The sequence below is a fragment of the bacterium genome (assembly GCA_021158245.1).
In the GTDB taxonomy this organism is placed as follows: domain Bacteria; phylum Zhuqueibacterota; class QNDG01; order QNDG01; family QNDG01; genus QNDG01.
In genome coordinates, this window is sequence record JAGGVB010000015.1 from 1 (window position 1) to 12,845 (window position 12,845).

Below are 12,845 nucleotides of genomic sequence, written 5' to 3' on the forward strand. Positions count from 1 at the left end.
ATGACGAGGGAGTTGATATTCTGGTTCTGCAATCTCTGCTTGGACACTCTACTCCGAAAAGCACGGAGATCTACATTCACCCGGCTATGCGGAAAGTTAGAGAGGCATTGGAAAATTTGCCGGGGGTGATTTATATGAATCACTTGTATGAATCCGGAGGGGTGCCGCTGAAGTTCCAGTCACGAGTGAAACAGAAATCTAAACCAATGGAGGTAATTACAAACTGACGCAGTTTTCAAAGAACATATTTCATTTTCTTAACTCAAGACAGTTGTGTGTCTTGAGAATAAGATTGCTATATCTGTACCAACAGTATTTTGTTGTTTATTACTATTAATTGCTTATCTTATATCCATGTAAGGGTTCTTTTGCATTTTTTCCTTTTCGGTCGTTCTAATTGCGCATAACTTGTGTGCTTACTGCGGGGTTCACTGGTAATCAGGCGCCGGAAAGTTTTGCTGCACTGAACTTAAATTTCAGACAAAACTTTATGACATCCACCTCCAATTCGTTTAACTATCAAAAATGGCGGATAAGATGAAATTTTACAGCAAAGAACATAAGTACTATTGCGGCATTGATCTGCACACACAAAGTATCTATCTGTATTTATAGCTCCGCAGTGGCTCCTGGCCCTGCGAGTTAATTGTCTTCACAATGGAGATAAAATGTTAATACTATTGCAATCCTGGCCTGTATTATAACAGTCGAGACTGCTCAAAGGGTATTTCTCTGACTGTTCTACAAGTGCCTAATGGGCTGAATTGGATTATTGTGTATATATTCCAATTTTTCCCGAAGGAATGTTTCCCTATATACTGATTGTCTGACACAGGGGCAAGAACCCCTGGGGAGCTGGAAAGTTGTTACAACGGTTAACTTTTCGAGATTCATAAACAACGAAATAAAATCAATATAACCAAAGCTGCACATCCGGAATAGCTTTGCTATGTCAGCATGCAAGGTGCGTCCGGATTTCAGAGGAAGGTACATTCAAATGATACCGTTGTAAATGAACTGATTAAAAATTACTTTTTTATTGGTTTTTGGCAAGTAGGCAGGCATAACCGGGATGAAAAACGCGCAAGCATTTTTCAAATCCGTGTTAATACCTTTGTTAAATTGTGTTTTTATCTTTCTCATCCCATGTTTGCAAAAGAAAGATAGCAGTAGCGCCCGCCAAGTTCACAGCCAACTCAGCGTGACGTAAATCTGGCTTTACAAATGAACTTCCTTTACCGTGGGCATCGCCAAGTGCATTACGTATAGCTCCAATTCCTTCTACAACAGCAGTGCAGCCACCAAGAACCTGTCGAAAAACTGGCTCTGTTTGTTGGCTTGGTGCCACACTCAAACTTTGGGCGGTGAGTTTGTAAAGCTTCGGTAAATCAGAATGTTCCGGATATTCAATTTCCATCTTATCTAAAATATGCTTGCAAACGCTCTCAAGAATGGTCCGTGCAGCTGTAATTGCTCCGTCAGGATCGTCAAGTCGACGTTCCAGAGCGGTTCGCCAAGATTCATGTATCAAGTCGGAATTGAGGAGTGTGAGGGTTTCTGCCACTCCCTTATCAGAAGGAGCATGGGAGATGCGCTCAAATTCATCAAGCAGAGGTCTGAATTTCCTCCATAAGAATTCTCTCCGACCTTGATAAGTACTCGACTTCTGTTTTATGAAAGACCAAAATTGTTTTAGATCGCTGCATGTCCTCACAAACCGAGGGAGTTCACCACGCAATGAAACATCTCTGAAAAGATCACTCCGAAGTCGTCGATATTCTCCATCTTCGACTTGGCCGCCAGTGGAATAAGAAATAAGCAGGTTTCGAAAAGTCTCAATTTTCTCAGATATTTCCTGATTACTGTCCATTGTTTATATCTCCACACTTGGACTATTATAACAATTTAACATTCATTTATGCGGCGCGCCAAACAGGTACTATCCAAATGACGCGCTACATGTGTTTCAAGCGCTTTCAATTATCTCAATTTCCTTTTTACTCAACCCGTAAAGTTCATAAACCAATTCGTCTATCTTTTTCTCCGAATGGGCAATTGTGCGCTGAATTTGCCGGCGTTGGGTTTCGAGTTTGGTAGTTTGTAACTGTTTGTTTAATTGAAGGAGATTATCAACAAGTTTGACGATTTGGTCGTGTTTCTCTTTTGCCTTATTGTTAGTAAAATTGATTGCAATAATTGGAATTTTACTCAGTGGTTCATTAAAATACTCTCTTGAATTACCTTTTGGTTTTCCAATAAATTCATAAAACCAATTCATTAGTTTTGAGTTCAATATTCCAAGTAAATATTTAATACTTATTTTTTCATTTTTATTAAGGACAATTACACGAACATCACCACCATCATTAAAATATTGTTCGTTATCATAAGCGAATCTGTTAGATGAAGCCCTATAAGGTACAACAAGTTTCTCTGAAGCGTCAAATATCTCTTTCTTTCTGGGGCGCTCAAGCCGGTACCAATCGTACAGTCCTCTTTTTACCTCATTTCGCTTTGACAACTCTACTTTGTGTTCAAGGAGATATTTATAGAGATTTGGATATTGTTTTGGATTCGTTTTGTTGTCAATATAAATCAAGTATTGTTGTCTATCTTTGATATTATATTTCTGTATATCACCATTTTTTATATTTTTTCTGAGCAAGGCTTTTTCAATTTTTCTCTTTTTAATTATTTCATCCGAAACTGTGAATATCTTATTCTTACCGGAAGTAGAACCTTTTTCAATTGTTGAAATATCTCCCAGTAGTATATGTTCTTGAAGTCGTTCAATTAAGTCCAACTCATTTTTTTGAGCAACAACCCAATCATCTGTTAATTTTTTTCTTAAGAGTGATATTTTTTTAAAAGAATCTATTAGATTCTGTGTGTTTAGTTCTTTGCCTTTTCTTGGCAAAAAGAACTCAACCTTTGTATCACGGCTTTCTTTCTCTAAAAATATAATACTAGTATGAATATTTACATTTTCAAAAATCATTTGGTCTTTGAAGTTTATAATAGCTATAATATGCTGTGATAAGAATTTTCTTAACAGTTCTGCATATTTATTACCTAAATAATAATTTGAGGTTATCAAGCCGCAAACTGCATTTTTTTTCAGCAATGATATACTTTTAAATACAAAGTAATACATAATGTCATTGTAACCAGTATGTATCTCCTTGTATTTTCTTTCAAAATACTTGTAAGAAGATTTTTCAACTGTATTTATGTTGAAATAAGGCGGATTCCCAATCACTGCATCAAACCCGCCTTGCTTAAAAATTTCAGGGAAACCCTCTTCCCAATCAAAAGCATTAATCTTCTTCATCTGCTCGGGGAACATGCCAAGCTGGTTGTCATAAAAATCAGAGCCGATAAGCGAGTTTCCGCATTTAATGTTATCATTAAGATTTGGCAGTATTCTTCCATGGAAAAAGGATAACTGCCGGCTGATTGATGCCTGTGTTTCGCCTTCTAATGCTTTAAGCAACATGTTCAGTTTGGTTACTTCAACTGCTTGTGTGTCAATATCAACTCCATATATGTTATTGAGCAAAATTCTTTTCTTTTCCGCTGTGGTCAGGTTGCGGTCAGGCGTCAGGGGGCTGTCTTTCTTCTTTTTGGGCGGATTGTTTGTATAGTATTTCAAATGCCAGTCAAGTAGAAACTGGTATGCGCCAATCAGGAATGAACCTGAACCGCAGGCCGGGTCGCAAATCTTTATTTTTTCAACCTGTTTGGGAGTTTTTCCTTCTAATAGTTTCCCCACGGTGTTTTCCACAATATAGTCCACAATATACTTTGGAGTGTAATAAACGCCTCCTGCTTTGCGCACCTCCGGTTTTTCTTCAATTTTAGCATGGTGTCCCATTGTCAGCCGAATGGTCTTGCCGAGAAACTGCTCATAAACGCTTCCGAGAATGTCTGCAGGCATTACGGAAAATTCGTATTCGCAATTCGGATAATAAAGTTCTTTAATGATATCTTTCATCACCTTATTGTCAACATTGATAGCAGGCGTGATTTTATCTTTTTTTAAGTCAAACAATCCCGAATTGTACTTGTCGTCTGCCATGCGGTAAAAAGCAAACAAGTTCCTGTATATCTCTCCTTTTTCCGCTGCTTTTTTCAGTCCGCCATATTGCTCAACACCCCTGTCCTCACACATACGCAGGAAGATTATGCGGTCAATAATTTTCTGAACCGCATAGTTAATTTCATCCTCATTGAGTGATTTGTTCCGCAAGGCGATGTTAGTTGCCAGAAAGGTGCGCCACTGCTCTATGGACTTCAGGAATTCATCATCAACAGTTGCTGTTCCTTTCTTTCTCGTGTCGCTTTGAACGTACTTATCAAAATGGCCTTTGGGCAAATTCTCTTTGGCAAAAACATCCCAAAGAAAATCAAACTCTTCAAGATATTTATCGTAAGTGATATACTTTATTCTGGCTACCGATGCTTTGTCTGTTGGTTTGGGCTTTGTTGTGCAGTCGTAAATGGAAAATTCTTCAAAGTCCGTAACAATTGAAATAGGCACTTTTGCACTCCACCCGTAACGCCTCACTTGATAGGCCGGAGCAATGTCGCTTTTAATATTAATTGCAGGCTTCTTTGCATCAACAAAGAATTTTCGCTGGCCGAAAAGTGTAAAACCATAGTCAGGGGCCTTGGTACTGGAACCTATTTTTATCTTATCCTCATGAATCACTTCCCTATATGCTTCGGCAAATCCTTGTTCATTGTCCATGTCCCAGCCGAGTGCTTTGAAAAACGGGTTGATGTAGTCCACCCGTGTCTGATACTCCTTATATCCAATCCGCTTGTATTCTTCAACATGTTCCCTGAATCGTTCTACAAGTTGAGCTATTTTTGCATACGCTTGTTCTTTTGTCAACTATTGTTCCTTTTTACTGATTTATAGTTTCTTTCCAGTGCATTCTTTTTATAGTCTAATTTCTTTTGGTTCTAAATCTTTATACCCTACTAACGCTTTAATTAGATAACCATAAAATTTTACTAAAAATAAAATCATCTCGTAACTGACCTTACTATCGGCACTTTCATTTATCCAATCAGGATGAACTGTTCGATGGCGCAATTTATTATAATATTCCAAGACTTTTTTAAAAATTTTCCTATATTTTTTAATGTGATTATCAGAGAAATAGATTTGCTTTAAATTTCTCAAGCTATAAACTATATCAAAATTATCCTCCTTTTTGACTTGACGAAATGGTTTATTATCGTATGTCCGTAAAGTAGCTTCTAATGCAGTAGATATCATGTATACCCATAAATCAAAATTCTTTGCTTTGAAAGTATCAACTATCCGATAGAATAATTTATGAACAATCACATAATAATCTTTCTTCTCTAACTGATTATAAAAAATGTGACTAAAAAGCTCCTTACTAAAAATATCAGAGCTAATTGGTGCAAAGTAGTGTAATACTTCAGGGCCACGATATTTTGAATATGACATAATAGTTCTATGATGTTGATTTAATTCAATACTTAATATCTCAATGGACTGACCGATACAAATTGACAATGCTGTTCGAAGAGCTTTCGGTAATCTCCATTCATCATTTAGATTATAAATATTCGATTTTAAAGTCCAAGACAGCTCCAAATTTCCATCATTATTTATATAGCCACGTAACTTTATTTTATCATCTTCAACAAGTAAGCCACTAAGACTTTTCCTATTAGAAAATATTTCATCATTAATCTTAAGGCTTTCAGCAATTGTGTCTGGCAACCTAGTATCTTTTGCAATAGAAAACACACAAGTACCAGAATGGCTTCCACGCTCTTTTTTGTACGATACTGGTGTATATATAAGTAAATTCGGGAATGATATATCTATTTTATTTTTTAAATACAACTCCAATTCTACGCCAGTGTCAATAAATACGTGGGGACAAATCCCGAAATGGTTTTTATCAATTTTCAAATATATAAATGTTCGTGAAATAATACTCGGCCCACCAAAGCTAAATTCACCAATATTTGAATCTGGTTCAATATCAGCAGTCAAGAAAAAACCATCATTAGGATCCCATTTTAATGTCCCATTACCGACATAATATCTACCGTGATAATTAAAATTCACTTGTTGAACATCAAACTCAGAATTTTCATTTAACTTTATCCACATAATGTATCTACTTTACGGTATAACATGAGTTTTACAAACACGCCTACCTGATTCTATTCAAATAACAGGTTTAGAACTATTCCAGTGGACCGATTACATTCCCGCAGTTAGCGAAACGCGTAGCGGACGCCGTTAGGCGTCCAAAGCCGAATTGAAATAAAAGAACAAAATGTTGCTGGCGCGTCCGTCAGCAAATTGATGTTAGTGGGAATTAACTTTCCCTGATTTCATGCATGATATCAACTATATCATCACTTGAAATATTAATATTTACACCTTTCACATTCAATGGTGATTCTGTTCTTTCAATTGGCTTTATAATAAATGAAGATCCATCTTTACGCCGAACCAGTACTTCACCCTCAATTACAGCCTGATTTAAAATTGAAGCAAATTTTTGTCTTGCCTCTGAAAATGTATATATAGTCATTATTATACCTCAATTGTTTCAATATTAAGCTCTGATGCGATTGATTTTAACTTTCCATCAAGTGTAATAAGCTTTGCTTTCCTTTGTTTTGCACATTCAAGGAAATAGGCATCATAAGCGTAAATTTGTTTTTTTGATGCAATAGTGAGTACATTTTTAAAATCAACATCAATAAAACGAATTGGTATTTTTCGATAATAATCAATCGCCTTTTTTGCTTGGGCTAAATTAATCCTATCTCTTTTAAACATAGCAGAAAATGCATTAGCTATTTCCCAATGCAGTGAGCCAGGCGCGATTAAATCAGCTCCGGACGTTAACCTTATTAGTTTGTTTTTATGAGTTTCATTTGTTAAAACTGCAATAATTACTGATGTATCAGTTACTATTTCCATAGCCCCTCCTAATTTAATGTACAATTGTACAACTAAATTAAGAAAATCAAGTTAGTAACTCAAGCTTTTTTTATCTGATAGCGATTCTTATTGTAAATAGACCGGAATTTACCTGAAAAAAGCCTTTCCAAAACAACCGGCACTGTACATCTGCAATGACTTTGGGTGTGCAGCATGCAAGGTGCGTTCTGACTTAAGGGGAAGGTACATGATTTTTGAGGTTAATGTGGAGCACATACTGCACAAAATTTTTTATTGTCACACTCGTACTGGGCATCCGCCGTTAAAATGCAGTAGATTCAGTATCAATACTCATGATTCTTTTATTCTTTATACTGCTTAAATCCGTTCATCAAGCTTCTAAAATCTTTCGGCTTGTATTTATGAAAGCTCTCTTCATCCACAAAAACAAAGTCGTATTTAATTTTGTTCTGTGCCTTATTTATATCTTCACACCATTGTTTCAGGCGCTCCATTTTCAGGGGTACATCAAGGTCTTCCTGTCCTTTTGTTTCAACAATGCAAATTTCATTGTTTGATGTTTTAATAATAAAATCAGGATAGTAGTTTGATATGTTACCGCTTGCGTTGACATAATCAATTCTGAAATTTACGGCAAAGTAATTCTTTGCAAAGGAAACCACATCATCGCAATTTTCCAGAAAGCCGGCAAATTCCAGTTCAAGATGGCTGTCACCGATAATTTTATTAAAGATGCTCTTTTTCGGCAATATGTAGCCTTGCTCTTTTACAACAAAGGGGCGTGTATTTCTCAGTTTTATGTAATCCCGAATTTCTGCACTGCCTTTATCCTGTACTGTAAGATCGTTAATAAATCTCTTAAATGTTTCGACAATGGTTTTACTTGCTTCAAGCTCCGAAAGGTTGCGAAGCGTGTTGAGATTGTCAATATCAATTTCCCCATTAAAAAGATGGTGCTGAATAAACTCTTTTACTTTGCCGTAAAGAATATCATAACCGCTTACCAGCCGCATATCTTTCATGATTGTCTGAGAGAAATATCCTATAACGCTTCTGTAATCGGTTATTTCGGCACTATCAAGAAATGTTGAATGCGTGATTTCTCCTGTTGTAATATCTCTGAAAACAATTCTCCGCTGTTCTTCTTCACTGAATTTCTGATACTCTATTTTTTCATTCCCAAATTCTGCCGGATTAAGATTTTCAAGATTCTTGTATTCCCTGTAAATACGTGCTGTCAAAACAGGAATTTCGATATCAAGTTTATCTATATCCTTTTCTGCTTTTTCATTATCCACTTCAACAATAATGGGCGCTTTGGGCTTTGCTCCTTCTCCCATTGCTGAACGTTCCAGTTCCACGCCTTCGCTCTGTATGGATTCAACAAAATCCATAAAAGCATCCGTACCCACTACACTTACATATTCCTGAATATCGGAACCCGGATACATCCTGCGCAGTCCGCGTCCAAGGGTCTGTTCCGGCAGAATATTACTTTTGGCAGAATAAGCACGAAGGCCGACAATGGTAGTGACGTTTTTTACATCCCAACCTTCTTTGAGCATTAAAACCGAAACAATTGCTTTATAGGGGCTGTCCCAACTATCAATTGCATTTGATTCTTTACGAAGTTTTTCAAGGATTTCTTTGCTTTTCCCTGAGTTTGATTCAGCTATTTCTCCATTATTTTTGGTATGAATAACAAGAACTGCATCTTTCAAATCCGCGTATGTCCGTTCAAGATATTCCGCAACTTCATCGCCGTTTTTAGTGTCATCGGTCATTAAAAATAGAATTGCTTTTTTACCGAGTTTTTCATTTTCCGCATAGGCTTTGCGCCACTCAATAACACCAAGGTTTATATAATCCGCATATTTTTCCGTAAAAATTGCACTTTGTCTTTCTGACAATTTCGCACGGCTGGCAGAATCGGGTAACACCGGATGTTTGACCACATTTTGCGTAATAGCCTCAACGAGCGGGTAATCGGAAACTGTCTGAACAAATATTGCTCCGTTGGTGTGCTTTGGGGTTGCGGTTACGTCAATTTGCATGGATAAAAAATGTTCTTTCTGCTTAAGTCTGTTATGAATGTCCTCAATTGATTTAAACCACGCGAGTCGGTTGTCATGGATATGGTGCGCTTCGTCATTTAGAACAACCAGTTCATCTATCTCTCTTACAATATCGCCGAGATCGACTTTTGAATCTGTTGTCCGGCCTGTAGGGCGCTTGCCGAGGAAATAGTCCATTAAATCATCATCTTCAAAAGTGGGCTCAACATCATTGGAAGCATAAACCCGGTGGATATTGGTAAGAAAAATATTACCGGTTTTTCGGGTTACATTTACATCATCCTGAATATGCAGTGTCAGCTGAAAATCATCCTGCCAGTTCTTGCCTTCAAAACCATTATCCGGCAAAACAGGATCTTCAAAGAAAATTCTTAACCCGTCAAAATCGGTACGGATCCTATCAAGCACAATAATATTAGGTGCGATAACAAGAAAATTCCGGGCAAGTTCAGAATCTTCCTCATACGTTTTATGAAAGTAGCACCATGCGAGAATAAGGCTTAAAACTTTTGTTTTTCCGGCACCTGTAGCCATTTTTATAACAAATCTGCGCCATTCTTCATCAAACATATTGGCGGAAACACTGCCTGATGAATCAAAGCGCATTAAATTATATTTATCTTTAACTTTTACAACATCGGTAAGATAGATAATTGTTTCTACAGCTTCACGCTGGGCGTAGTAATATTGAAACTTAAAAGTTGTCCCATCTGCCTTGGGGATAATATGCTCTGTCTGGAACCACCATTTCAACAGCGCCTTGCTTGTATCTGTTGCGCCTTCGTAGCTTTTATTTCTCCATGTTTCAATCTCTTTACGTATTGTATGAACTAGCGGGGGGAGAAGTTTTTCGTAACTGCTTTCACGAAGCGCCTCATCGGCAGGAAACCAGCGTATATCAGGTTTTAATATCTTATATGGAGACTGTGGAAAATCGGGATGTATTGCCATTTATTTTTTATCCTCCTAATTGTGCCACGCTCCGCGGCACAAAATCAATTTTGCCAATAATATTGATTCTCTGATATTATATTAATGTCTGTATTTTTAAAATCACCATCGTGTGTAAACAGGTACATATCTTTTGTACGGCAGAGATTCATTATATGGTTGTCGTTAAAATCTGTATCCGGCTTATCTGAATTGAGTAAGTTTGTTAAAGTGTTTCTGTCATATTCAAAATTAACAGCATTGGCTTTTGGCAGGATTCTATTGTTTATTATATTACATACGTTTTTCCATGCTTCTTTGAAGTCATCTGTTTTACGGTAATCTTTTTTGTAATCTAAATTAGTGATTTTTAAATTGTTTTTTTTGATATAGTTAGAATAGGCAATGCGTAAATAGCGGTTAACGAATTCTGATATAACCGCAAGGTCGATAAATATTGAAGTATTATTCTTTAAAAAGTAGCTGAAAGAAGAAGAATATTTCCTTATTAAACGCTCCTTGTAGTTTCCAATCTCACAAAAGATATACATCCATATATTAGCATCAAAAAAGATTTTTTTATCCTTAACCGTTGAAAGCCTGTCTGTTTTGATGTACTCGGCCATTACTCATCCTCCATTATTTCTTTTATGGAGTTCTCAAATTGATCCGGATTTTTATAATAGGATTTTGCCGTATCAACTACACGCTTTAAAAGAAGCCTGTCTTCCTCACTAATATCTGATACTGATAATGTTTCTTTTATTTTGTTTTCGTCGAATTCACCATAAAGTTTGCCAATGGCGGTATTTAAAAATGCAGAGGTCAGCATATCTACATTTAAGAATGATACATCAATATTTTTCCCCTCAAGAACACCTTTTTTTATCTGGTTAAAAACTTTTTCTCCATCTTCAGCGGCGACACAAAAAGAATCACCCGTTATGGCATATACATTAATTTTTATCGTTTCCATAATTTCTCCTAAAATATATCATCAGGAACTTCGCTGCTCATCATATATGAATGTTTGTCATCCGTACGAACAGAAATATTTACCATTGTTCCCGGAAATTCATTATTAAATTCTTTCTTTGTTATATCCTCGTTATTTAATTCCCAAAAGCCCTCATTTGAGACTATTTGTACCTTACCTTTATTTAAATTAATAAATTCATACAATAAAGCAAGACCTATCCCGCCTGATACGCCTTTCTTGGTTGTATGTTTATCCTGTATTGCCCATTCTATTGCCTGGGTTGCGGATAATTTTTTATCAAAAGCGTTATTAACAACATTTTTTATTCCTAACCCGGTATCGGTTATCATAAATTCGATTTTATGCTTTGCAGGGAAAAATTGTCCGCATACAAATATTTTTTCCGTTTCACTATGCATCTTTGCGTTTATGAAAATTTCATAAATTGATTCCGTCAATTTCTTTCTTAAAGTGTCTGTCATTTGCGGTAAATCAGGTTTACTTAGAAATTCAGTGAAAACATAATTATTAAAATATCGATCATCTTTTCTTGATAATACCTGATAAGGGATAGTTGTATTATTATAATCAACTACTTTCTTTTGTCCAAAAAATGACAAAAAACCATTTCTTTCTAAAATATCAGCAGCACGATTAGCACTAACATTAACAGTATTTAAATCATCCTGGAACTTAGTTAAAATTGCTCCAAGCATTGAACATGTATTTGCTGAAAACCAGCCGGATAAATCAATATTAATATCTTCAAACATATTATTTTTTTTCATAACATAAAGGTTTATGAGATTGTTATAACTCTCAAAATTATTGCTGATATTATTTAGATTAATATCACTCATACCCTCACCTCAATAATCTTCATGGTATCATTCCCGAAAATATCCACAACTTTAACCGCCACTTTATAAGTTCCCGGTTTGCATTCATGAAACGGCGTCTTTAAATCGATGTGTCTGTCTTTTTTGGTGCGGAAGCTCTGCCACTCGTTTTCAAAGATAAAATCACCTGTCCACACCTCGACTACGCTCGGTGCGTCGCCTTTTTCTACAGCTTCTTTATCTTCATTGGGCATGCGTACTATCTCCCGCTTGCTTTCAAAATCAAAATCCACGCTCCAGTAATCTATCCAGTCTGTCCAGCTTTTGGTTAAAACTTCACGGGTGACAATTCCATTTTTATCTTTGTTCACTTTTACAATCTGACCGGCTTCTACAGTAACTTTGCTTTTACCGTTTTTAAGATGTTCTGCAATGTTATCTATGGAATCCTGTGAATAGAAAACTGAAAAATCGGTCAGTTCCATTGCAATTGAAGGCAGTTCGTTTTTCCGGCCCTTTTTAACATACGGTTTAACCTCAATAAAAGAGACATCGTGAAAAACCACCTGATTTTTCTCCACGGCTTTTTTATCGAACACCTCGCGGGGAATGTATTTCATGGCCAGGTCTATGCCCTTGCTTTTTGCTTCTTCCTGAATGTTGGGGAACAGCCCCATTTCAAATTCAAAGGCGAGGATATCCACACGGGAGATGCGTTTTTTGCGGCATTCCAGAATTATTTCTTCCACAAACAAACGGGTAACTGGCAGGTTTATCGGCCCGACAGCCACCATGCGCCCTGCTTTTTTGCCGTGAAAACAGTTAAAATTTTCCACTTGTTCGGAACGGTAGGCATGGAGAATTAATTTTATAAAATCTTTTTCTTTTTGCTCAAGCTGTTTCTGTTTTTCTTCTTCCCGCAGGTTGGTGTTAAGGCCTATGTAATGCTGGCGTTCGTATTTGCCGAGGTTTAAAATTTCAAAGGCGCGGTAGTCTTTGCCGTCTGCCTTAAGCTGGCGCTGAACGCCGATCATGCGCTTGCGGGTAGTGTG

General features: G+C 36.7%; 11 protein-coding genes. 1 reads left to right on the top strand and 10 read right to left on the bottom strand.

Going from position 1 to position 12,845, the window contains the following annotated elements; translation table 11 throughout:
- On the top strand, positions 1–227 hold a 227-nt coding region (locus tag J7K93_00920), incomplete at its 5' end, for a hypothetical protein (GenBank protein MCD6115550.1).
- A gap of 890 nt (positions 228–1,117) precedes the next feature.
- Here the strand turns inward: J7K93_00920 and J7K93_00925 are convergent.
- The 10 genes from J7K93_00925 to J7K93_00970 form a co-directional block, all read right to left on the bottom strand.
- Positions 1,118–1,870 carry an abortive infection family protein gene (locus tag J7K93_00925; protein ID MCD6115551.1) on the bottom strand — a complete coding sequence of 251 codons (753 nt, stop codon included), beginning with the start codon at positions 1,868–1,870 and terminating at the stop codon, positions 1,118–1,120.
- 96 nt (positions 1,871–1,966) lie between these two features.
- The gene (locus tag J7K93_00930) at positions 1,967–4,897 is read right to left on the bottom strand and encodes an N-6 DNA methylase (GenBank protein MCD6115552.1); all 2,931 of its coding nucleotides are present in this window, start codon (positions 4,895–4,897) and stop codon (positions 1,967–1,969) included.
- Between the two features lie 48 nt (positions 4,898–4,945).
- Positions 4,946–6,163 (bottom strand): hypothetical protein, encoded by a 1,218-nt coding sequence (locus tag J7K93_00935; protein ID MCD6115553.1) that lies wholly within the window; start codon positions 6,161–6,163, stop codon positions 4,946–4,948.
- 211 nt (positions 6,164–6,374) lie between these two features.
- Entirely contained in the window at positions 6,375–6,593 is a 219-nt protein-coding gene (locus J7K93_00940; protein MCD6115554.1) for a type II toxin-antitoxin system Phd/YefM family antitoxin, read from the bottom strand.
- A 2-nt stretch (positions 6,594–6,595) separates the two neighbouring features.
- A complete protein-coding gene (locus tag J7K93_00945) occupies positions 6,596–6,988 on the bottom strand; it encodes a type II toxin-antitoxin system VapC family toxin (protein ID MCD6115555.1) in 393 nt (130 codons plus the stop codon).
- Between the two features lie 323 nt (positions 6,989–7,311).
- Positions 7,312–9,996 (bottom strand): DEAD/DEAH box helicase family protein, encoded by a 2,685-nt coding sequence (locus J7K93_00950; protein ID MCD6115556.1) that lies wholly within the window; start codon positions 9,994–9,996, stop codon positions 7,312–7,314.
- A gap of 44 nt (positions 9,997–10,040) precedes the next feature.
- Positions 10,041–10,601, bottom strand: a complete 561-nt coding sequence (locus J7K93_00955; protein ID MCD6115557.1) for a hypothetical protein — start codon at positions 10,599–10,601, stop codon at positions 10,041–10,043.
- Entirely contained in the window at positions 10,601–10,951 is a 351-nt protein-coding gene (locus J7K93_00960; GenBank protein ID MCD6115558.1) for an STAS-like domain-containing protein, read from the bottom strand. The genes J7K93_00955 and J7K93_00960 overlap by 1 nt, the downstream gene beginning before the upstream one ends.
- 8 nt (positions 10,952–10,959) lie before the next feature.
- Positions 10,960–11,814, bottom strand: coding sequence for a HAMP domain-containing histidine kinase (locus J7K93_00965; protein MCD6115559.1), 855 nt, complete (start codon positions 11,812–11,814; stop codon positions 10,960–10,962).
- Positions 11,811–12,845, bottom strand: a 1,035-nt coding sequence (locus tag J7K93_00970) for a site-specific DNA-methyltransferase (protein MCD6115560.1), incomplete at its 5' end; no start/stop codon positions are given. The genes J7K93_00965 and J7K93_00970, both read right to left, overlap by 4 nt.

Coding starts and splice junctions, on each gene's coding strand:
- J7K93_00925 (MCD6115551.1), bottom strand. CDS start 1,870: ATGGACAGTAATCAGGAAATATCTGAGAAAATTGAGACTTTTCGAAAC.
- J7K93_00935 (MCD6115553.1), bottom strand. CDS start 6,163: ATGTGGATAAAGTTAAATGAAAATTCTGAGTTTGATGTTCAACAAGTG.
- J7K93_00940 (MCD6115554.1), bottom strand. CDS start 6,593: ATGACTATATATACATTTTCAGAGGCAAGACAAAAATTTGCTTCAATT.
- J7K93_00945 (MCD6115555.1), bottom strand. CDS start 6,988: ATGGAAATAGTAACTGATACATCAGTAATTATTGCAGTTTTAACAAAT.
- J7K93_00950 (MCD6115556.1), bottom strand. CDS start 9,996: ATGGCAATACATCCCGATTTTCCACAGTCTCCATATAAGATATTAAAA.
- J7K93_00955 (MCD6115557.1), bottom strand. CDS start 10,601: ATGGCCGAGTACATCAAAACAGACAGGCTTTCAACGGTTAAGGATAAA.
- J7K93_00960 (MCD6115558.1), bottom strand. CDS start 10,951: ATGGAAACGATAAAAATTAATGTATATGCCATAACGGGTGATTCTTTT.
- J7K93_00965 (MCD6115559.1), bottom strand. CDS start 11,814: ATGAGTGATATTAATCTAAATAATATCAGCAATAATTTTGAGAGTTAT.